This window comes from Vibrio sp. 397 (genome assembly GCF_033339395.1).
GTDB lineage: Bacteria > Pseudomonadota > Gammaproteobacteria > Enterobacterales > Vibrionaceae > Vibrio > Vibrio alginolyticus.
Window position 1 is genome coordinate 61,889 of record NZ_JAWOUN010000006.1, and the last position, 20,646, is coordinate 82,534.

The window sequence follows — 20,646 nt, forward strand, 5'->3', positions numbered from 1 at the left end:
TTCATTATGCATAGTTAATCTCCTATTTATTATAAAAGCCATTTTTTATTGGCTTAATAACACTATGTCTAATATCCAGTTTTTTAACAACCCATACAAACATTAAATATTTATGACAGAAACGTAATTTTTTACACTTCACCCTGATTTCGAGCGATGAATCCGCGGCTTAAATCATTAGATTGAGTCCACCGAGTATGCTCACTTACCTTCCATCGTTACCCTACCTATGCCATCTTCCAATCATTACATAAGTTTTCAATAGATTTTGTTTTTATAAATCATAATATTATAGAGATCCTTCTCGGCACTCACTCCCAAAGCACTTTGCCACTGGGAATCCATCCGCACTTAACCAACAAGAAATGGTAGACTTAACTGGTATTCGGTTAAGAGATCACATTTTATTAATACGCTCATGCACTTCTCAATTAAAAAACTGGCTTGCGCACTTTGTACTGCACTTGGACTTTTCTTGCATCCGACCAACGTACTGGCGAGTACCGAAAAGCAAGCTTATCTGGAAGAACACATTTCAGCAGAAAGCAAGCCCATGTTAAAACTCTACTTTCGCTCGATGGGTAAGCCGCGATCAATTCAAAAAGATGAGTTAAATACGCCACAGAATGCATCAGCGGAGTCTCTTGCTCTGTATTACTTTGCACGAAAGTACCTTAAGCGTTACGAAGGCGTTCCATTACCGAAAGATATGCCCGATTTAATCGAATTCGGTAAAAAGCACCATTTGGAATGGGTCGTCGCTGAAGCACAACTCAATAAGGCAGTAACAATGATTGAGCAAGACGATAACTGGAACGCAGAATTGTTACTCCATGACGTTGTTTCTACAGCCCGTGATCTTGGTTATCTAGCATTAGAAGGCCGTGCTTACCGCTGGTTAGGCAATCTAGAAGTATCTCGAAATCAACTACGCAGTGGCCTAAAATATTATCGCAATGCCTTTGAGTTATTAGAAAAAACAGTATTTGAAATACAAGTCGCGATGACACTGAACAACATTGGGACGGTCTACATCGACGCATCAGATTGGGCTCGGGCCAACAGTTACCTAACGCAAGCTCTCGACACTTACCTAGAGAGCGAATATCAATACGATAATAGCTTTTTTATGGGGGTTATCTACGCAAACCTTAGCATCGTTCACTCGAGCCTCGGAGATAACAAAAAAGCGGAATATTATTTCAATGAAGCCATTCGACTTTCAATGCAAACGGGGTCGGACACAGTCAAGCACCACTCTTTATCCAGCTTTTCACAAATGTTGAGCTCGGTAGGAAAAATTGATGATGCATTAATGGTCGCACAACGTTGCGTAGACCTGCCCATTCCAAAAAATCTAGAAATGCTAAAAACGTCTTGTTACGAGGCATTTGCAGAGGCTTACCTCGCAAACAAACAATACGATAAAGCTATTACAACAGCACTTAACGTTCTAGAACAAACCAAATCAACCAGTGAATTAGAGCTGCGTCAGCGTATTGATATGCTTTCGGTACTGGTAAACGCTCATCAAATTCTTAATGACTATGAAGCGGCTTTTCATTATTTAACCCAATTAAGAGAGCTAGAGGCTGAGTTTTCTCATCATATTCATGGTGAAGAGATGATTAACATTAAGTTTGACCTCGAAGCTAAGTTAGCCCAGAAAGAACTCAAATTGCTAGAAACAAAAAATGCGCTACAAGCCTCTGAACTGCGTTCACAGCGCTATCGAGAAATGTTCTACTTTATCGCTATTGCGGCAATTGGAGTCGTTGGTTTTCGTTACGTACTGCGCGTTAGACGTATTAATAAAGCACTCACTCAAGAAAATACTACCGATCCATTAACTCAACTGCATAACCGTCGCTATCTTCACATTTGGTTGGACAAAATGGCTCGTAGAAGCCCAGATAGAACATTTGCCTTAGCCGTTTTAGATGTCGATCATTTTAAAACCTTTAATGATCAATATGGACACGATATTGGCGATAAAATGCTGACTCATATTGCCACGCTATTTAATGAATCCACTCGCTCTGGTGACCTACTCATTCGTTGGGGTGGAGAAGAGTTTGTCCTATTATTCGAAGTACAGCGAGCCGAAGATTGCACTAAGTTTTTGGAGCGATTGAGATATACTGTTGAAAACACGCCATTGGTGGTTGACTCTAAACCATTAAACGCGACAATTTCCCTTGGAGCAGTGGACAAACTGTCGGCACAAATAATTAAACAAGAATGGGATCAATGGTTTTTCTTGGCAGACCAAGCTTTGTATGATGCGAAGCAAGCTGGCAGAAACCAGTTCGTCATTCATCCTACATCATAAAAAAGCACACATGAAAAAACATCTAATCATTATTACTTTTGCGCCTCTATTTCTTATGGCGTGTAGTAATCAGCAAGCATCTCAACTGGGAATGCGCAGCAGCAGTGTCAACGTGTATGCCCAGCAAATGAGTAACACTCAACTATGTGAAACTCTCTACTACAACCGTGCAACTAACCAAACCAAAGTGGCGATTGGTGCTGAGTTCAATCGACGTGGATTAAACAAAAAGTGGTGTGATAAAGAATTCGATAAGTTGTACATTAAAAAGTGGATTGATAACGTGCTGCCTAAGGAAAAAGCCGAACCCAAGAAACCAATAGCAACTATTCAACCCGCTTCAACTAAATAACTCCCCTCTTGAAGCAGACGGTACACTCGTATTTTCTGCTTTTCACTTTTTCATGCATGCTCGATGCGACATATAAAAACCTCATGGTTTCAGTAAATTAACAAAGACTTATGTTGTCCATCGAACTTTTAATGTAAACAAGTTGTAAATGGTTTTCGTCCTTATTCTTTGTCGTTAGCTTTGTTTGTTCCTGTTAGCGGAATATGAAACAGGAACTAAAAAATTCCAAACAAAGACATGAGGTCAAAAATGGAAATACGCATTAATCGCCTATTTGCTGCTATGTTGGCAGTAGGCATTGCACCTGCCGTCTCGGCGTTTGATCCACTCTATTCTGAACAATGGCACTTAGACAACACGGGGCAAACTGCGTTTGCGGCTAATCCTGCTGTTGCTGGAAACGACTTAAACACTAAGCTCACTCAGGCAATGGGGATTGCAGGTGTTGGTGTGAAAGTTGCCGTTATTGATTCTGGAGTGCAGATCGATCACCCCGACCTTGCAGGTAATATAGTTACAGGTAGCAGAAACTTCGTCGAAGACTCTTCATTCCCACCAAGTTATCCGGTTGATACTAATGGTCATGGCACTGCTGTAGCCGGTTTGATTAGCGCCGTCGGCAACAACGGTGAAGGCGGACGCGGTGTCGCTTCTCACTCTTCCCTCATCGGTTTTAACTGGTTAGCCAACCAGACATTAGAAGGCTGGTTAATCTCCCATGGCATGGACCCAGCAACACGCGATGTTCGCGTATTTAACCAAAGTTACGGTTTCAGCCCTATAAACCCGATTACTTTTGATGAAAGCGACCCTCAACTAAAACTTGAAATGGACGTGATGAAAAACGTCAGCAACAGTAACGCCTGGGGTCGAGGTGCTGTATTTGTAAAGTCAGCAGGTAATGGTTACCGCTATTTCAATGCAGGGCGATTCTTCGTATTGCCAAGTAACTTCTTTTCTGGTGGAGACAATCAAGGCTTACCGATGCACAACTCTGCTCAGTCTTATGATAACGCCAATTACTTCAATTTAGTCACTAGTGCACTACGAGCGGATGGTACGCGAGCGAGTTACTCATCGGTGGGTTCGAACGTGTGGGTTGCAGCACCAGCAGGTGAATATGGGCAAGATTTCCCTGCTATGGTCACCACTGATTTAATGGGTTGTGAAGAAGGGCAAAATACCAGTGAAGGCCTTGGCATTAATGGGTTACACGGCGGAACGGAGCTCGATCCGAACTGTAACTATACCAGTACGATGAACGGAACCTCATCGGCTGCGCCAAACACATCGGGTGCCATCGCGGCAATCATGTCAACCAACCACGCACTTTCTGCTCGTGATGTACGTGCTTTACTAGCGGAGACAGCAAAAGTAACGGATAAAGCGCATCCAGGCGTACAGCTTGAATTTACTAACCATAAAGGTGAACAGGTTAGCTACGAGGCCATTGCCCCTTGGCAGAAAAACGCAGCAGGCGTAGATTTCCATACTTTTTATGGCTTCGGCGCTGTAGATTTAGATGAAGCGATGCAACGTGCTCGCATGACGAATCGTGTTTTACCAGCTCAAGTCATTACGCCATGGGTTAATAACGCTACAGAAGTAAGTGTACCCGATGCAAGTCTAGTTGGTGGTTCTTCAAGTATCGCCATTGCCGATGAGCTGACAGTAGAATCCGTTCAAGTGACATTGACATTGGACCACGCTCGTCTGCCCGACTTAGCTATTGAGCTCATTTCGCCATCAGGGACTCGTTCCGTTTTGCAAACACCGCGCAATGGTCTTGTTGGCCAATCTCTTGATCCAACGATTACAGGCTACAAAGATCAATTAATGTTGTCTAACCAATTTTATGGCGAAGATGCAAAAGGCGAATGGACGTTGCGAGCAATAGATACGAACGGCGATGAAGTCTATTCTTACATTGCATATTTCAACTCTTCCACCATCTATGACGTTCCGATGGCAAACAACGCTCAGCCCGGTGTTATTAAGAACTGGTCGATGCGCATATTTGGACACTAAGGAGTCAATAACATGAAATACAAATCATTTTCTATGCTGGCTCTCGTTATCATGACGTCGAGTGTATACGCTGAGCAACAGCTCTCTCAACAACCTGCACCAGAACTGTTTGTGCCATCAGAAGCGGTTGAGATTAATGGCCAAGATTATCGAAAAGTGCAAACTGGCACTGTTAGAACCCTATCTGAAGACGTAAAACTTCAAGCGGGTGATGAGGTGTTTAAGAATGCGTTTAGTAACGTATCCAAAGCCACTGGACTGGTTTATATCACCGTAAACAATCCTAACGAAGCGAAAGCAGTCGCCAAAGAGTTAAAATTAGAAGTTATCTTCGCAGAAGGGGAATCAGCGGTGTTAAAAGCATCTCAAGATCAAGATCTGCTAAGTATTAGCGACTACCTAAACGCAGACAGCCGGGTAAAAGCGTCTAAAATTGAACTAAACAGCGGTAAATACCGTGCACAATAATTCTCTAACAAGAGAAGTTGGCCTGTAAAACCATGCCTCAGCGATTGCTGAGGCATTTTTATGGGTAGGAACAGATACGCTATTATTCTTTAGTAACATTTCGCATAACTAGTATGATACCTAAACACCCTACTCGCCTGCGCCTGTCATTTCTTAAACAAAATAATTTCCGTTCTTAGCTCTTCTTCCGTGGTTTCCTTCGGACTATTCAGATAGCGTTCGATTCCTAAAGGACTGGTTTTGACTTTCATACCACTCTGATGAACCAAGTTCATCGCTAAAGCCCATGCATTTCCCAAAAACTGATATTCACCTCGGTGTTCAACGACAAATGTTTCACTCTCAGGAATGGTACCGGTAACCGCCCCTTGAGGCGCTGGTACTGAGTTATGAAGAGGAAAGCAAGTGATAAACTCGAATGTACCTTTCTGCATATCCATCGACTGGTAATAACAAAACAATTCACCATTCACGGATAGGGTTTCGTCACTAATTAACTGTTCTAGTTGCTGAACATGCTTATCAATTACCGAACCTAATTCCTGCAAGCTAGCCACACCCTTGATCCCAATATAATGAATTTGAGGCAACGTTCGGTTCCCAATTTCGACTAAGTCTGAATGCACTCTTCCGGTTTCAAGCTTACTTTTAAGCATGCGTAACCCACGTTGATAATCCATCTCTATCATCGACTTAAACATACTTTTCAGAAAGAACAGATACCAAGGGACGCGAGATTGCATTTGCCATTCGACTAAACAGCCATTTTGTGACGGCGTCACGATTAGAGTCACCTTTCCATGGCTCTTGATTGGACGAAAGAAATGCAGCTCCATATCTAATCGATGCTCTTGAGTACTTTCCAGTACAATCGCGCCAGTCCCAATACGCTGACCATTCCATTGATAACCAGCTCCAACGTGGCCCTGATTATCACTGAATGTCAGCTCGCAGCTTGGTTCAAGAATGATCCATGGTGACCAGCTGGGCCAGTGTTTGAAGTTCTTGAGATAGCCAATAATTTCACTTTGATTCTTATTAATTTCAATACTTCGGCTGACCTGATAAGAGAGCATAACGGTTCCTCGAGTTTCCGCTTCACTAACTTCAGTCTAATTCAAATTCCAGTTTTTTCTTGTTTGACTGCGGGTTAGATGCGTACGACAAGAAAAAGCCAGAGCGTTAAGTCTCACTTGAATCAATACGCACAAAGCTAAGAGCAGAACTCCACTTTTGCACTAAATCGAACACCATCATCGTCCAGTACTAACGCCCACCCCATCCGTTCACATATTCGTTGTACGATAACAAGCCCACAACCATAACCAGCGTTGTACGTCTCGTTGCCATCGTGACGGTTTAGGATCTTAAGCGCATGACCTTTCAACTCAATTTCAATATCTCCCACACTATAGCTAAAGGCGTTTTTAATCAGATTGTTGATTACAATGGTCACAAAACTCTCCGGTGCATTCACGACACCACTATGTTGTTCGTGCAAAGCGTAGTTCGAATCTTGCTTGGCAAATAAAGGAGCCAGCTCTTCCAGTTGTTTTTGTAAACAAGTAAGAAGCTGATGCTCTCCGTAATGCTGAGGCTCTATTTTCTCTTTACCAAGTAAGAGAAACGCTTCTGTCAGTACACGCATCTCGTCACAAGCTGACTGCATCCTCGTGATGGCTTTTTGCGCAACTCGAGGTTGATCAGGAAGACGCGTCAGAATGTCTGTTGAGCCTTTAATCACCATGATTGGCGTTCTCAACTCATGCGATGCAAAACGGCTAAATTCTTGTTCTCGTTTGAAGTAGCCCGCGATATCGTTCTTATTATCCAGCAAAGTCTGCTCTATCTGGCGTGTTTCGCTGAACTTAGTTTCAACTTGGAAAGCGGGTTGATCCGGTGACATTTGGCTAATTTTGTCTTCAATTTGCGCTAATGGCCGAGACAATATTCGCACCATGTAAATGCCATACCCAACCATGACAAATGAAAACAAACCACCGAGCAGCAGCGTAAACTGATGCAGCGAGCTTTCGTATTCGTCCAAGTAATCATCTGAGTCATCTTGAAATACAATGTACATAAGCCCCTTCCCTGAGGGATGGTTCAATACAACAAAGTGTTTATCTTCTTCACCAAGCAGGTATTCGTAAAAACCAGGTGAAGTAAAAGAGAGCAACCAATCCGGTGTCGGAGCTTCACTCCAATATGAGTTGAACTCCAATACGTTTGGCAATGGCGCATCCCAGCCCTGTTTCTCGAAATTCTCACTATAAAGCGCAGCTTCAGTATCGAGCCAGTGATGTAAACTCAGCACTTCCAGTTTGTTTTCTGCCACATAAATCAGCGACCAAAAAAGAGTAAACATCACAAACGTCATGACCCCAAAACCCCAACGGATCTTGCGATAAATGCTTGGATATTCGTTATGCTTTAAGTCGGTAACCTTGTCCATGAATAGTCTCTAATCGTGATTCTTCAAAACCTTTGTCTAGCGCGGTTCTTAAACCGTAAATATGGCTACGAAGTGCATCACTTCCGGGTGGTTCGTCTCCCCACACACTATCGATCACTTCTGTGCGCGAGACCGCTGCTGGAGCACGTTGGAGGAGCAATTTTAAAATTTTAGTTTGAATTCGACTCAGCTTAATTTCTTTGTCTTTTCTCGTTACTTTTCCTGTACGCGCATCTAAACAAATATCTGCAAATTTGAGCGCTCCGATATCTTGTCTTGGACCACGATTAGCCAGAGCATGAACACGCAAACTGAGCTCTTCCATCGCAAATGGCTTCATTAAATAATCATCTCCCCCCGCTTTAAAAGCCGCGATTTTGTCATCTAGCGTATCTTTTGCCGTTAGGAAGAGAATTGGCGTTCCACATAACTTATCTTGTCGAAGCTTCTGTACCGTACTGATGCCATCGAGCTTCGGCATCATGATATCCATGATGATTACATCGTAATGATTTTCCTCGATTAACTTAATCGCAGCCTCTCCATGAAACGCACAATCGATAATCATGCCTTCTAGCTCAAGATAGTCTGCAATCGTCTCCGAGACGTTATGGTTGTCATCTACAATTAAAATTTTCATAAAATCACATTTCTTCACGATCTCTTCACGATATGCCCAATAAGATACAGGCAATTTCCTAAACTCGCTCGTAAATTGAGGTTAATACAATGAAAAAACTCGCTCTTATTTCTGTAGTAGGTTTGGCATTGTCTGGTTGTGGTGGTTCAGGTGGTGGCAGCAATAGCGATAGCACATCAACTCAACAAGCAGTGAAACCAAGTGTAGCGATTGGCTCTGTTGAAGCGGTCAACGCTGAAGAAAGCACGTTAACCGTCAATGGACATACGTATCGTGTGTCTGAGGTGGTTTATGACGACACACAAGTGCAATTGGCCGATGTAAAACCAAAAATGGTGGTTCGCGTGGGGTCAGATATTCAGCAAGCTTCGGACAATGGCGTCCGAGTCACACTTGAACCAACCATTACAGGACGTGTCACAGCGATTGATCATGTGAAGAAAACATTTACGGTAAACGGCGTAGAGCTGCAGTTTGACGATTTAAGTGATGATATAGAAGTCAACGACTGGGTAATGGTGTCATCATTGCCAACTGCTGATGCGGGTTATCGAGTGTTGTCTGTGGTCGAACTCGACGTAGATAACGATTACCCAGTACTTGATAACGACTACGAACTGGAAGGCCGTATTACCAGTATCGATGAAAATGCTGGAACATTTAAGTTAGGTGGAAAAGTAACGGTGGCATATAACAACATTAGCCAACTTAGCATCGGCCAATGGGTGGAAGTAGAAGGTGAAATGCAAAACGGCATCTTCATGGCAAATGAGGTAGAAGTTGAAGGCTACGACGTCATAAGCAATGACAGCGATGTGGAAGGTATCGTGACTTGGGTTGCAAATGACTACAGTGAGTTCTCACTAAACTACCGAGGTGCATTCTTCATCGATAACGCAACACGATTTGAAGATGGCAGCAAAGCGAACCTAAAACAAGGCCAAGAAGTGGAAGTAACGTCTGTCGTGAAAAATGGCAAACGCATCGCTACCGTTATTGAGTTTGAGCAACCAGACTTTGACGATAACAACCAATGGCAAGGTAAAGAATTTGAATGTGAAGGATACGTATCAAACTACGATGCTGAAGCAAGAACATTTGAAATCGAGCATTGTGAGAATGATGCTGATCAAGTACTAAGTAACACCACCGTTGTGATTGATGCACAAACACGCTTCCAAGGCATTGAAGAACTTAACCTAAATGGTGCTCGTGTCGAAGTCGAAGGTGTGATCATTAACAACCAAAATATTGCCCGTGAAGTGGAGTTAGACGTTTACGACAACTAATCCCTTCTACGCTTAAGAAAAAGTGTCACTTCGGTGGCACTTTTTCTTTTCACCTTACTTTGCTTCCCAAGCTCAAACCAACAAATTCTCAGCCAAAGCCTTTTCTCTCCGTTACACTTTACCTATGTTCCACAAAATTGGTGACAACTATGAAAAAACGCAACCTCATTTTGTTAATCTTGTTTTTTGGTTCAGCCACGAGCTTAGCTAGCGTTATGGATCCTGACTGCGATGCAGAAAAGGCAGCTAAAGCCGCTGCGACAAAAGCCGTGGTTGGTGTTGGTGGTCGCTGTACGCCTAAAGAGGCACTGAAAGATACCGCAGTTGATGCAGGAAAAGACAAATTGCCAGATGAAGGGATGGCGGGTAAAGCTGTTGATGCAATGACACCGGAAAAAGAGAAGAAAACGGTGAAAGACGTAACCAAAAAGCTCAATAAAGATTGATACGCTTTCTTGTAGTTAACTTTAATAGCGAAAATCCCCCCCAAAAAAAAGAGCGCCGATTGACGCTCTTTCCGAACTTTAATAGATAACCAATTATGCGGTCTCTGCTTCACCTATCCAATGATAATGGTGGTTGGCTTTTTTCCCCACTAAACCGAGCTCTGCCAATTCTTCAAATACCTTGTCTACCTCTTCCGCAGACAGCCTAAACTGTTTAGCAACGGCTTTTTTGGTGCACGTAATTTGATGCGTTTTAAGTGCATCGCTAACTTGCTCTAACAAGGTTTTCGGTTCCTTTGGTTCTTCTGGCTCCGGTGCAGCTGGTATTTCTTGCTCTTCTTCCTCTTTTATATGAGGAAGATAACCCGCAGGCGCTGGATCTATATCGCGAACTGTTTTCAATATCATGCCCTCATTTCTGCGATAGAAATATCGGAACCGTTGCTCTTCACCAATCAAGCCAACAAAAAATGCAGCAAAGAAGTCCAACAGAATCGAAAGAAATACAACCAAGCCAAGCTGAGCTTGCTGAGAGGTGGTACCAAATGCGTTGGCTAGGCTATCAATCAAACCAATCACTGAGCCTTGCGTGACCGGCGGTAAACTATCACGCTCCATAGCCAAGCGTTGCTGCTCTTCACGTAAGGCTTTGTTTTGATCCTGAATGCGAGTTACACCAGTCGCGATACGCTCCATCTCGATGTATTTCTGCGCTGCCATATTGTTGAGCTCAATCTGCTTATCGATTGCCGCAATCTGACGATTAAACGCTTCCACTTTCGCCTGCTCTATCGAAATATGACTTTGTGCACTATTGGTTGCACTATTAATCCCACCAATACTACCGCCAATGGAAATCGCAGCTAAGACTAAATAAAACACGAAAGCGGTTGCTGCTCCTGTGTAGTTGCGATGGGCTCGGCGCTCACCGTATTCATACCAAGCGTAAAATTTACCCGCTTCAAAAATGATCGCTAAACCACCAAATAAGGTTTGCATCATCGGGTTTTCGTCGATCGACAAAAACAGCAATAGAGAAAAAATAGTCGATGCTAAAATCGCAGCACCGGTGAATGCATATACACTCACCATGGCAAATCGACCTTTAGGGTATCGATATCCAATCTGTTGTTCGTATTTCATTTGAGAAATTTCTTAAGATTAATCGCCCCTCCGACTAAGTAGGACGGACGTTTCTGGCATGTACAAAGGAGCGCAGAATACCGTATCCTTTATTAAATTACTGTCATAATTCCGTTAATGGAAAACAAGTGAAGATTCGGTGTGCATTTTGAATCGATATCAGCCAAATCTAGCACGTAAAAACACCACCACGACACCCACTAACCGAAGCTTCAGTGGCATATAAGAGAGATTAATTCGGTATCTTCAAAAGCGACTAGGCAAGACTGACAAGTTGAATTGGAGGTTGTGAATGTCAGCAGAATCAAGATATTAAAGCGTTAAAAATAGGCAATAAAACAAATAACGCACACTTGCATCACCTTTTAGTAAACTGATAATTACATTGTTTGGTTAATTTGTTAGTATCCCGCGCCGAAGAAGATAAGCACTCAATTGTATGGAAAACACTCTAATACAGCACAAACACCATCGCTTGCACGCTATTGCGGTTATTATCGCGGTGTTGTTTCAGTTGTATTTAGCGTCCACAGCCGCTCTTAACCCTACACAAGTTCACAGCACAACTTGGCTCAACAAAGTCCAAAGTGAAAAGGTTTTACTGTGTACCGCAGATGGTTTCAAATGGGTGGATATCAATACGTTGATTGAGGCTAACGCTCAATCTTCTTCTAAGCTCATCCAAGATGTTAACTTACACGACGGCTTTCAGTTTGAATGTCCGCTTCTTCAAGCTGTTCAATTCTTTCTTCTGGTTGCGATTGGGCTTTACCTGACAACCATCCATTGGCTGCGCCGAGTAAAGTATGCACTGAAGACTTATCATTTTTCAAAATGCGATAAGCTCGTTTACAAACACATCGCGCCTAAGCACTCTCCGCCGAGTGTTTTTCCTGCCTAACAGGCATCTAATCATTGACAACTTTATTCAAAAATAACGATGACTCTGTTTGTTGTCCATTCAGAGAAGCTATTCATTCAAAAGGAAAAGCACATGCTTAAATCATTTAAAACCGCCGCTATCGCGCTTATTGCTGTCATCGCTAGCCCACTGAGTTTAGCGCACGATTATGAAGCAGGAAAAATTCATATCGACCATCCATGGAGCCGCGAAGCGCCACCAAACGCACCTGTTATCGGTGGTTTTTTTCAATTAACCAACCACGGTGACAGTGAAGATGCATTGATCGCAGCAGAAAGCCCAATCGCAGGGCATGTCGAAATTCACACGCATAAGAAAGAAGATGGTGTGATGAAAATGATTAAGATTGACGAAGTGCGCGTTCCAGCCAATGACTCAGTGTTGTTTAAGCCAGGCAGCTTCCATTTAATGATTTTTAACCCAACACAAACTCTTAAAGAAGGCGACCGCTTCCCTATGACGTTAACATTCAAAAACGCGGGTAAAGTGGAAGTAGAAATGGCGGTTGAAAAACAAGGTCACATGGAAAAACACATGCACCATTAATGACGTAAACAAAAGTGCCCGCTGATTTAGCGGGCATTTTTATCTCAGCTTAGTCAAAATCATTATTCCGGTAGATCCTAACTCGACTCTTCAGAATAATGGTGATGAATAACGCTCGGCGAAACGGGGTCACATATCATAACAGCGTGCTCGGGCAAGAGATTCTAAATCACGCTCGTCCCTCGCTATTCAGAATGACCTTGAAAGACTTAAGATCCTAAAAAGGTTCCCTACCCGCTTAAAACTCAACCTCTCGACAAAGTTCTCCAACCATCACTTGGCAAGCCTGAATGAAATCATAAGTTTGGCAACAAAGACCCACGGTTAATCAGCTTTCTTTCTACTTGAAACAAACCTCAGCCCAACGAGCTAAGCCGGCAGTTACTGAGCCAAAATAGTTTCCACTGACAACCGGAATACTTGGCAGTACGGTTTGCACCGCATCGCGCAAGATTGGCGAGCGTGCCGAACCTCCAGTCATAAAGATAGCATCGGGTTTAACTCCAGCTTGCTCTACCGCTTCTGTCACCAACGCCGTCATTTTATTCTTTGGCGACTGGATCGCTTCGATCATTTCGTCACGTTGTACATCAACTTCAATCGTTTCTGATAGTAAGTTGATGCCAGTTCGGTAAGAAGCTTGTTCTGAAAGTGCCACTTTTGCCTCTTCGGCACGGCGAACAATGTTGTAGCCTAAAGACTCATGATACACCTCTAGCAAACGAGCAAGTTTTTCTGGCTCTTGAGCCTGCTTTTGAAGCAACTTTAACGCTGATAGGTTCTCTCGCGAATAGAAGTCACTCTGCGCTTCTACATTATTGATTGCTATCGGGTTCCAGAATTGGGTAGTCGGCATCACAATGCCTGACTCCATTTTACTTCCCATGCCAAAAGGGAACATGAGCTGCTTAAATGCTAGCGCGATATCAAGATCATTCCCGCCGACACGCTGGCCACTGTGAGCTAACAAGCTTGCGGTCCTATCTGCTTTGCCGCGCCAAGACGGTCCCATTTGGATCAACGAACAGTCCGTTGTACCACCGCCAATATCGACTACTAGAATGATTTTATCTTCGCTGAGTGTCGCTTCATACTCTAGGCCCGCCGCGACAGGCTCAAACTGAAACTCCACATTTTGGAAGCCCGCACGTTTCGCTGCCCGCAACAAAATGCGTTCAGCCTGAATGTTAGCCGTTTCACCGCCACGCCCATGAAAGTTAATTGGTCTGCCGATCACAGCATCGGTAATACTTTGCTGCGCATCGTTTTCGGCTTGAGACTTAATATTGTCCATCATCGCGCAGACAAGGTCTTCGAAGAAAGCCAATTGCACATCACGCAAGCCAGATGCACCAAGAAAAGACTTCGGCGATTTCACATAATAGATATCGCGAGGATCTTCCAAATAGAGATTAAGTGCAGCCTGACCAAACGCGATGTCGTCGGATTCTAAGTCAATACTTTCTTCTCGGTTTAAATTGATTGCCCGGCGTAAAACCTGCTCACCAACTTGATCTAATGGTTTAATATCTCGATGGCGAAATAAATGCTCGGATACCGATTCACGAGTCGGTGCAGCAAGGGTGGAAGGAATAAAAGGGCTGTTTCCTTCTAGATTAAGCAGTACTGGATCACCCGATTCCATTTTAGCCACTGAACAGTTTGCAGTACCATAGTCAAAGCCGATAAACATTGTTTCTCCCACTGTCCCACTGATTAGTGGCCTTTTGACCGTTAAAAAGCTGGCAATGCTAACTTAATGGCATAAGAATTACTATCCCAAAATCAAGTGTAATTTAACGTGGAAAACCTATCTAAGGTACACTACTTTCTCTTTTTGCAGATGGCACAACAACCGCTACCAGTAAAGCTAACAACAGGAACACGGGGCTAAGCATTAATCCATGCCAGATTGAATACCCATCATGGAACAGCCAGAATATACCAAGCGTCAGTAGGTACGAAAAGTAGCTGCAAAACACCAAGCTAATCGCGACAAAGCGCTTTTGATTAATAATAAGAATCCGCACTAGATACTGGCTAAGAATACCAGAGCAGCGCATGGCAAGTTGCCAATTAATGATAAAGAAAGCAAGCGCAATAAACCCAGCTACGACCAGTGCATCATGCGTGCTTAAAATGAAGTAGCTACCAAATCGGCTTATGATGACCGGATAATCGCCTTCGTATATCGTTGACCAAGATATTGCGTTCGCTGCTGCTACGTAATTGGCAAAATAAGCAATGGCGTAGAAAGTCGTTTGAGAACTGAACGGCTGAAATACATCCGTACAAAATCCTCGCCACTCTTCTTTGTTGGCGGTAGGCCCAACCCAGTCACGTTTTTTTTGGGCGGTACGCCCGGCAAACTCAGGCCCGTTGCGAAACAACAGCCAAAATATATAGAGTGCAAGTATAACCAAGAGTATTGAAAACATACCCTTCCCCCTCAGAAATTATCGGCGCCACTGCCAATGGCGTTGGGGTCGTAAACTGCACTTCCCTGCTATACCTATTTGATTTATCAAAGACTTATTATTTTATTACCACCAAAATTCATTCAACGGCATACTAAACAGCGACATTTTCACGCTTTGTGTGAAGTTCGAAAGCCTACTTTTAGGTTTAGCACAAAAATAGCTACAGCAAAGCGTAAGAGAGGGATTCCGCACCCATCAATGAAGATGAGGCGTTAAGCAGAAGCTGTGACCGCAATGAGAAGAGAAGGATTCAAAGCGGCCATGCATGGGCAAGAGGAGCAACTATTTCTCTAACTTTTCTTCAAATACACCAATCTCTCTGCCCAACCAAATCGCGCGTTCTGTGTGATCGAGCAACTCTTCTTCGCTTACTGGGTGAATAAGCACAGAAAAATCGCCTCGAATCGTATCAAGCCACGCCAAGAACTCTTCACTCAATGATTCTAGGTGAATTTCAAACATCGGCATCTTGTGTGGGCCAACTAACCTTCCAACTAATGGAAACACACGCAGCACATCTTGACGCTCTTGACGGATGATCTCGTTCAAGGCTTGCGCTTTATCTTGTTCTCTTAGGGGAAAATAAACATGAGCGTGGTACATAACTTCTCCATAATCACTTCCACTTGAGCACCACCTACTTTGGATAAGCTCAAGGACTGCCGAGGGTATACATTTGTAATGCCGTCACCCTACCTTGATTCCACTCAGTTGGGAAGAAGTTATGCATTCTCATAAGGTCGAGGCTTCGAGCACAACAAAAATTTGCAATTCATCATCTAGCAACTGTTTGAGTTGATTCATTAATAATGACTCACTTTGTCAAATTTTACAGCCAAATTTTGTTGCAAATATGTTTCATTAACCAGTAATTAAATTCGAGTTTAAAAATACCACCAACAAAATAGCAGCATATTACTCTGCAAAATTAGGGTGTAAGCAAAACTTTACTACTGAGCGAAAGTCAAAATGAAGCATAATTTAACAATTTGTTTACACTTATTGTATCTGGCTATACCACGATTTAGTTAGAGGGTTAGATACAGAAAAGCCTTTCTCTGTATCTTGCGGTGAAATAATCGCAGCGATGTTATCGACAAATAGTTTAAGGGACGAACAGATGCCTACCGCTATCGAAAGCACACGCAACCTTAGGTATGGCCTTTGCGCTGATATCAGAGTTTGAGTACCCATACAAACTCTGGTTTTGTATGAATAGCTGCAGTCCAAAAGACCCGCAGCGTCAAAAGGAGCTTGAGATGAACGTTCAGGCATTACCCATGCATCGGTTTATCGACCATCGTGGGGACCTAGTCGGCCAACTACCCAACTGGGCTGACACTGAAACATTGGTCGGGTTTTACCGAGACATGGTATTAACTCGCACTTACGACAACAAAGCAGTTGCCTTGCAACGCACCGGTAAGCTAGGGACCTATCCCTCACACTTAGGCGCGGAAGCCATAGGCATTGCGGTAGGCAGAGCACTTAAAGCCGATGATGTTTTTGTCCCTTACTACCGCGATATGCCTGCGATGTGGTGTCGTGGCATTGGCATGGAAAAGAACCTTCAATACTGGGGGGGCGATGAGCGCGGGAGTGATTTTGCTCCTGAGGGCAGTCCGGTTCCTAGCCGAGACCTTCCCTACTGTGTACCCATAGCGACGCAATGTACGCATGCTGTCGGGGTGGCTTCCGCGCTAAAAATTCAAGGTAACCATGAAGCTGCGCTAGTCATGTGCGGCGATGGTGGTACATCCAAAGGGGACTTTCTTGAGTCAATAAACTGCGCAGGTACTTGGAATATTCCACTTGTTTTCGTCGTAAACAATAACCAGTGGGCAATTTCAGTGCCGCGTAGTCTCCAATGTGCCGCCGATTTCTTATCAGAAAAAGCGCAAGGTGCAGGTATACCGGGTATTACTGTCGATGGTAACGATGTCGTCGCCGTTTATGATGCAACTAAAACCGCCCTTGAGAGAGCAAGAAAAGGGAAAGGCGCAACACTCATCGAAGCGGTGAGTTACCGACTGAGTGACCACACTACGGCCGATGATGCGACTCGTTATCGTAAAGAAGATGATGTTCAAACCGCATGGCAATACGAACCTATCGCACGTCTTAAAACGTATCTCCTTAATCAAGGCGCTTGGAGCGACGAACAAGAACAGCAATGGCTAGATTACTGTAAAGAGCAAGTAGAGTTAGCTGTTGAACGCTATCTGAGCTTACCGCCACAAGCACCAGAAACCGGTTTCGATTATTTGTATGAATCGCTACCTCAAGAGCTTCATGCACAAAGAGATGAACTCATCAACAAGGCAATGAGAATGCAGGGAGGCAGACATGGCTGAGCTAACGTTGGTTGAAGCAGTAAACCTTGCCCTGCACCACGAAATGCAACAAGACCCCAATGTTGTCGTATTAGGTGAAGACGTGGGCGATAATGGTGGTGTATTTCGTGCCACTGTTGGACTCAAGCAAGAGTTTGGTCTTAAACGAGTCATCGATACCCCACTCGCTGAAGCCTTAATCGGCGGGGTTGCGGTCGGTATGGCAACGCAAGGATTACGACCTGTCGCCGAATTTCAGTTTCAAGGTTTCGTTTTTCCTGCGATGGAGCACTTAATGTGCCACGCGGCTCGAATGCGTAACAGAACTCGCGGTCGGCTCACTTGTCCCGCGGTTTTCCGTGCGCCATTTGGCGGCGGTATCCACGCTCCGGAACACCACTCAGAAAGCGTGGAAGCGTTATTTGCTCACACTGCTGGATTTAAAGTGGTGATTCCTTCTTCTCCACAACGCGCATACGGCTTACTTCTCGCTGCAATTAGAAGCAATGATCCCGTCATGTTCTTCGAACCGAAGCGCATATATCGCACCGTTAAATCTGAAGTCGTTGATAACGGCGAAGCACTCCCACTCGACACCTGCTTCACCTTACGCAAGGGGCGAGATATCACGCTCGTTACTTGGGGCGCATGCGTCGTAGAGTCACTTCAGGCCGCGCAAACCTTGTCTAGTCAGGGAATTGAAGTCGAGGTGATTGATTTGGCGAGTATTAAGCCAATTGATACCGCGACGATTTTCAGCTCACTAGAAAAAACTGGACGTTTACTCGTTGTTCATGAAGCGAGTAAAACTTGTGGTGTGGGCTCTGAGCTATTAGCTCGAACCGCTGAACATGCCATGTGCTTACTTAAAGCCCCACCTAAACGAGTAACTGGAATGGACACCATTATGCCTTATTACCGTAACGAAGATTATTTCATGGTTCAGGAAGAAGACATTGTGACCGCAGCGCGCGAACTCGTGGAGGATTGGAAATGAAGACGTTTAACTTACCCGATCTCGGCGAAGGCCTCGCTGAATCAGAAATTGTAAAATGGCACGTTAATGTCGGTGACATGGTTAAATTAGATCAAGTGATCTTAACTGTCGAGACAGCAAAAGCGACGGTCGACGTCCCTGCCCCCTATTCGGGCCGTGTGGTCAGCCGTCATGGTGAGGAAGGTGAAATCGTCAATATTGGTGCATTACTGCTAGAGATTGATGAAACAGGTGCCGGGAGAGAAGTAACGGCAGAGAAAAAAGCCACTGCTGACGCCGCAACCGTCGTCGGTAGCGTTTCTCACCAAGCGCATCATGTTAACGTTGATGATTTCTGGATTGGTGGCAACCACAACACGACAGAAAGTAACCTCGTTACCGCCCTGCCTTCGGCTCGCTTGTTGGCACAAAAACTTGGGGTAGATCTTAACCTCGTGTCAGGTAGTGGCCCGAACGGACTTATCGTTGATGCCGATATTTACGACGAAGCCGGAAAACAGCGTCCAGGCACCGAAGTTTTGAAAGGTGCTCGACGTACCATGGTATCGTCTATGACCGAATCGCACGAACATGTTGCTGCCGTAACTATTACGGAAGAAGCGTTGTTGGAAGATTGGCTGCCAAACGAAGATATCAGTATCCGCCTTGTTCAAGCGATTGTTCATGCGTGTCAAGAAGAGCCTGCTTTAAACGCTTGGTTTGATGCCGAAACCATGACACGCTGTGTACACACAACGGTCAATGTAGGAATTGCAGTAGATAGCCGTCATGGATTGTACGTACCAGTCTTGCGCCACGCAGATGAATACGAGCCACAAGATGTTCGTCGTTGGCTCGATCAAACCGTTGAAGGGATCAGAGAGAGAAAAATCGGTCGTGAGCAATTGCAGCACGCGACGATTACGCTTTCCAACTTCGGCGCGATTGCCGGTATTTACGCAACACCTGTCGTCACACCGCCACAAGTCGCTATTGTCGGCGCGGGCCGAATACTCGACCGAGTTGTGATAAGAAATGGTCAAGCAATTTCGGTGAAAGCAATGCCGCTATCCGTAACGTTTGATCATCGCGCTTGTACTGGTGGTGAAGCTGCAAGGTTTACGAAAGTACTTGCAGAGCACCTGCAACGTCCGAGCGAAAAGTAACTTATTAAAATCAAATGATAAAGGCTTCCAATTTGGAAGCCTTTTGTTTTAGGGAACAAGACTATATCTACAGCCTCTCTAACAGCTCAGGCATTACCACAAACAAATCGCCGACCAATCCATAATCTGCAATGTCAAAAATAGGCGCATCAGGATCGCTATTAATTGCAACAATCACCTTGGAATCTTTCATTCCCGCCAAATGCTGGATCGCTCCAGAAATTCCGACGGCAATGTATAACTCCGGTGCAACAATTTTGCCGGTTTGCCCGACTTGATGGTCATTAGACACATAGCCCGCATCGACCGCCGCTCGTGACGCCCCTACCGCTCCACCTAGCTTGTCCGCCAATTGTTCTACTAAAACAAACTTCTCTTTACTCCCGAATGCACGCCCCCCCGACACCACTACTCTAGCCGCTGGCAATTCTGGTCGCTCACTTTCTGGCGTTTGTTGCGAAACAAACTCACTAAGTTTATTGATAATCACCGTGTCGACTTGAGTAAGCTTAGGGACAACTGGCGTGTCAGATAGCTCTGCGGCATCAAAAGCCGTACTTCTTATGGTCATCACTTTATAGAGATCATTCGACGTGACTCTCGCCAATGCATTTCCAGCATAAATTGGACGAATCACCGTATCGATAGACTCGATTGTCATCACGTCAGAAAGTTGACCAACATTAAGCAACGCCGCCACACGAGGCATCACATTCTTACCAAATGTACTGGCAGGAGAAAGAATGTGTGAGTAGTTTTTGGCTACTTGTGAGATCAAAGGTGCGATATTTTCCGCTAAGCCATGTTCATATCCCTTCGCATCAACCCAGATAATTTCTGCAACACCCTGAACGCAATTCAACTCATCCGAAACTGATTGGCACTGATAACCAATAAGCAACACAGAAACAGGAAGCGATTTATCATCATCCTTAATCTCAAATGCCGCTTTAATTGCACACAGCGTCCCTACAGCCAACGATTGGTTGTCATGCTCTGCGAGCACAAGTGTTGCTAATGGTCGGTCTTCCATGGTCATGCCTCATATAACACGTCAGATCCATTACTTG

The 20,646-nt window shown here is 44.3% G+C and carries 20 protein-coding genes; 11 read left to right on the forward strand and 9 right to left on the reverse strand.

What is annotated here, in order from left to right:
• Positions 1–418: 418 nt before the first annotated feature.
• From R7P36_RS11565 to R7P36_RS11580, 4 genes are all read left to right on the forward strand, one after another.
• Positions 419–2,332, forward strand: coding sequence for a tetratricopeptide repeat-containing diguanylate cyclase (locus R7P36_RS11565; RefSeq protein ID WP_213899572.1), 1,914 nt, complete (start codon positions 419–421; stop codon positions 2,330–2,332).
• Positions 2,333–2,342: 10 nt separating this feature from the next.
• On the forward strand, positions 2,343–2,684 hold the full coding sequence (locus R7P36_RS11570; protein ID WP_167415989.1) for a hypothetical protein: 342 nt from the start codon (positions 2,343–2,345) through the stop codon (positions 2,682–2,684).
• Positions 2,685–2,933: 249 nt separating this feature from the next.
• Positions 2,934–4,712, forward strand: coding sequence for a S8 family peptidase (locus R7P36_RS11575; protein ID WP_213899573.1), 1,779 nt, complete (start codon positions 2,934–2,936; stop codon positions 4,710–4,712).
• A 12-nt stretch (positions 4,713–4,724) separates the two neighbouring features.
• On the forward strand, positions 4,725–5,180 hold the full coding sequence (locus R7P36_RS11580) for a hypothetical protein (protein WP_025767689.1): 456 nt from the start codon (positions 4,725–4,727) through the stop codon (positions 5,178–5,180).
• Between the two features lie 146 nt (positions 5,181–5,326).
• On the opposite strand, the gene R7P36_RS11585 is transcribed toward R7P36_RS11580, so the two are convergent.
• The 3 genes from R7P36_RS11585 to R7P36_RS11595 all read right to left on the reverse strand — a co-directional run bounded on the left by R7P36_RS11585 (position 5,327) and on the right by R7P36_RS11595 (position 8,275).
• Positions 5,327–6,256, reverse strand: a complete 930-nt coding sequence (locus R7P36_RS11585; RefSeq protein WP_115386685.1) for an SRPBCC family protein — start codon at positions 6,254–6,256, stop codon at positions 5,327–5,329.
• A 137-nt stretch (positions 6,257–6,393) separates the two neighbouring features.
• Complete coding sequence (locus tag R7P36_RS11590; RefSeq protein ID WP_054576761.1) at positions 6,394–7,635, reverse strand: sensor histidine kinase; 1,242 nt, start codon at positions 7,633–7,635, stop codon at positions 6,394–6,396.
• Positions 7,607–8,275 carry a response regulator transcription factor gene (locus tag R7P36_RS11595; RefSeq protein WP_053303698.1) on the reverse strand — a complete coding sequence of 223 codons (669 nt, stop codon included), beginning with the start codon at positions 8,273–8,275 and terminating at the stop codon, positions 7,607–7,609. The genes R7P36_RS11590 and R7P36_RS11595 overlap by 29 nt, the downstream gene beginning before the upstream one ends.
• Before the next feature lie 89 nt (positions 8,276–8,364).
• Here R7P36_RS11595 and R7P36_RS11600 point away from each other — a divergent pair, with 89 nt between their 5' ends.
• Positions 8,365–9,564 carry a DUF5666 domain-containing protein gene (locus R7P36_RS11600; protein ID WP_318099182.1) on the forward strand — a complete coding sequence of 400 codons (1,200 nt, stop codon included), beginning with the start codon at positions 8,365–8,367 and terminating at the stop codon, positions 9,562–9,564.
• Positions 9,565–9,713: 149 nt separating this feature from the next.
• Positions 9,714–10,010, forward strand: a complete 297-nt coding sequence (locus tag R7P36_RS11605; RefSeq protein WP_017634219.1) for a hypothetical protein — start codon at positions 9,714–9,716, stop codon at positions 10,008–10,010.
• Between the two features lie 93 nt (positions 10,011–10,103).
• Here R7P36_RS11605 and R7P36_RS11610 read toward each other — a convergent pair whose 3' ends face one another.
• Positions 10,104–11,153 carry a Preprotein translocase subunit SecY gene (locus R7P36_RS11610; protein WP_213899575.1) on the reverse strand — a complete coding sequence of 350 codons (1,050 nt, stop codon included), beginning with the start codon at positions 11,151–11,153 and terminating at the stop codon, positions 10,104–10,106.
• 439 nt (positions 11,154–11,592) lie between these two features.
• Between R7P36_RS11610 and R7P36_RS11615 the strand changes: the two genes are divergently transcribed.
• Positions 11,593–12,054 carry a hypothetical protein gene (locus tag R7P36_RS11615; RefSeq protein WP_213899576.1) on the forward strand — a complete coding sequence of 154 codons (462 nt, stop codon included), beginning with the start codon at positions 11,593–11,595 and terminating at the stop codon, positions 12,052–12,054.
• Positions 12,055–12,147: 93 nt separating this feature from the next.
• The gene (locus R7P36_RS11620) at positions 12,148–12,621 is read left to right on the forward strand and encodes a copper chaperone PCu(A)C (RefSeq protein ID WP_042521048.1); all 474 of its coding nucleotides are present in this window, start codon (positions 12,148–12,150) and stop codon (positions 12,619–12,621) included.
• A gap of 340 nt (positions 12,622–12,961) precedes the next feature.
• On the opposite strand, the gene yegD is transcribed toward R7P36_RS11620, so the two are convergent.
• The 4 genes from yegD to R7P36_RS11640 form a co-directional block, all read right to left on the reverse strand.
• Entirely contained in the window at positions 12,962–14,314 is a 1,353-nt protein-coding gene (gene yegD / locus R7P36_RS11625) for a molecular chaperone (RefSeq protein ID WP_005375838.1), read from the reverse strand.
• A gap of 121 nt (positions 14,315–14,435) precedes the next feature.
• The gene (locus R7P36_RS11630; RefSeq protein ID WP_005375837.1) at positions 14,436–15,059 is read right to left on the reverse strand and encodes a hypothetical protein; all 624 of its coding nucleotides are present in this window, start codon (positions 15,057–15,059) and stop codon (positions 14,436–14,438) included.
• 324 nt (positions 15,060–15,383) lie between these two features.
• Entirely contained in the window at positions 15,384–15,704 is a 321-nt protein-coding gene (locus R7P36_RS11635) for a DOPA 4,5-dioxygenase family protein (protein WP_005375836.1), read from the reverse strand.
• Positions 15,705–16,100: 396 nt separating this feature from the next.
• Positions 16,101–16,295, reverse strand: a complete 195-nt coding sequence (locus R7P36_RS11640) for a hypothetical protein (protein ID WP_152560954.1) — start codon at positions 16,293–16,295, stop codon at positions 16,101–16,103.
• Positions 16,296–16,360: 65 nt separating this feature from the next.
• Between R7P36_RS11640 and pdhA the strand changes: the two genes are divergently transcribed.
• From pdhA to R7P36_RS11655, 3 genes are read left to right on the forward strand one after another with little or no spacing between them, the layout of a single operon-like run.
• Positions 16,361–17,455, forward strand: a complete 1,095-nt coding sequence (gene pdhA, locus R7P36_RS11645) for a pyruvate dehydrogenase (acetyl-transferring) E1 component subunit alpha (protein WP_025998586.1) — start codon at positions 16,361–16,363, stop codon at positions 17,453–17,455.
• Entirely contained in the window at positions 17,448–18,431 is a 984-nt protein-coding gene (locus R7P36_RS11650; protein WP_017634235.1) for an alpha-ketoacid dehydrogenase subunit beta, read from the forward strand. Before pdhA ends, R7P36_RS11650 begins: the two co-directional genes overlap by 8 nt.
• Positions 18,428–19,576: a dihydrolipoamide acetyltransferase family protein gene (locus tag R7P36_RS11655; protein WP_005375831.1), complete on the forward strand. Its 1,149-nt coding sequence runs from the start codon at positions 18,428–18,430 to the stop codon at positions 19,574–19,576. Before R7P36_RS11650 ends, R7P36_RS11655 begins: the two co-directional genes overlap by 4 nt.
• Positions 19,577–19,643: 67 nt before the next feature.
• Here R7P36_RS11655 and R7P36_RS11660 read toward each other — a convergent pair whose 3' ends face one another.
• Positions 19,644–20,609: an electron transfer flavoprotein subunit alpha/FixB family protein gene (locus R7P36_RS11660; RefSeq protein WP_318122160.1), complete on the reverse strand. Its 966-nt coding sequence runs from the start codon at positions 20,607–20,609 to the stop codon at positions 19,644–19,646.
• Between the last annotated feature and the right edge of the window lie 37 nt (positions 20,610–20,646).

Bases quoted from the DNA above. Each gene is read 5' to 3' on its own strand.
- R7P36_RS11640 (WP_152560954.1), bottom strand. From the start codon at position 16,295: ATGGGTACTCAAACTCTGATATCAGCGCAAAGGCCATACCTAAGGTTG.
- R7P36_RS11585 (WP_115386685.1), bottom strand. From the start codon at position 6,256: ATGCTCTCTTATCAGGTCAGCCGAAGTATTGAAATTAATAAGAATCAA.
- R7P36_RS11650 (WP_017634235.1), top strand. From the start codon at position 17,448: ATGGCTGAGCTAACGTTGGTTGAAGCAGTAAACCTTGCCCTGCACCAC.
- R7P36_RS11655 (WP_005375831.1), top strand. From the start codon at position 18,428: ATGAAGACGTTTAACTTACCCGATCTCGGCGAAGGCCTCGCTGAATCA.
- R7P36_RS11615 (WP_213899576.1), top strand. From the start codon at position 11,593: ATGGAAAACACTCTAATACAGCACAAACACCATCGCTTGCACGCTATT.
- R7P36_RS11570 (WP_167415989.1), top strand. From the start codon at position 2,343: ATGAAAAAACATCTAATCATTATTACTTTTGCGCCTCTATTTCTTATG.
- R7P36_RS11575 (WP_213899573.1), top strand. From the start codon at position 2,934: ATGGAAATACGCATTAATCGCCTATTTGCTGCTATGTTGGCAGTAGGC.
- yegD (WP_005375838.1), bottom strand. From the start codon at position 14,314: ATGTTTATCGGCTTTGACTATGGTACTGCAAACTGTTCAGTGGCTAAA.
- R7P36_RS11605 (WP_017634219.1), top strand. From the start codon at position 9,714: ATGAAAAAACGCAACCTCATTTTGTTAATCTTGTTTTTTGGTTCAGCC.
- R7P36_RS11630 (WP_005375837.1), bottom strand. From the start codon at position 15,059: ATGTTTTCAATACTCTTGGTTATACTTGCACTCTATATATTTTGGCTG.
- R7P36_RS11590 (WP_054576761.1), bottom strand. From the start codon at position 7,635: ATGGACAAGGTTACCGACTTAAAGCATAACGAATATCCAAGCATTTAT.
- R7P36_RS11620 (WP_042521048.1), top strand. From the start codon at position 12,148: ATGCTTAAATCATTTAAAACCGCCGCTATCGCGCTTATTGCTGTCATC.
- R7P36_RS11580 (WP_025767689.1), top strand. From the start codon at position 4,725: ATGAAATACAAATCATTTTCTATGCTGGCTCTCGTTATCATGACGTCG.
- R7P36_RS11600 (WP_318099182.1), top strand. From the start codon at position 8,365: ATGAAAAAACTCGCTCTTATTTCTGTAGTAGGTTTGGCATTGTCTGGT.
- R7P36_RS11565 (WP_213899572.1), top strand. From the start codon at position 419: ATGCACTTCTCAATTAAAAAACTGGCTTGCGCACTTTGTACTGCACTT.
- R7P36_RS11660 (WP_318122160.1), bottom strand. From the start codon at position 20,609: ATGGAAGACCGACCATTAGCAACACTTGTGCTCGCAGAGCATGACAAC.
- R7P36_RS11610 (WP_213899575.1), bottom strand. From the start codon at position 11,153: ATGAAATACGAACAACAGATTGGATATCGATACCCTAAAGGTCGATTT.
- R7P36_RS11595 (WP_053303698.1), bottom strand. From the start codon at position 8,275: ATGAAAATTTTAATTGTAGATGACAACCATAACGTCTCGGAGACGATT.
- R7P36_RS11635 (WP_005375836.1), bottom strand. From the start codon at position 15,704: ATGTACCACGCTCATGTTTATTTTCCCCTAAGAGAACAAGATAAAGCG.
- pdhA (WP_025998586.1), top strand. From the start codon at position 16,361: ATGAACGTTCAGGCATTACCCATGCATCGGTTTATCGACCATCGTGGG.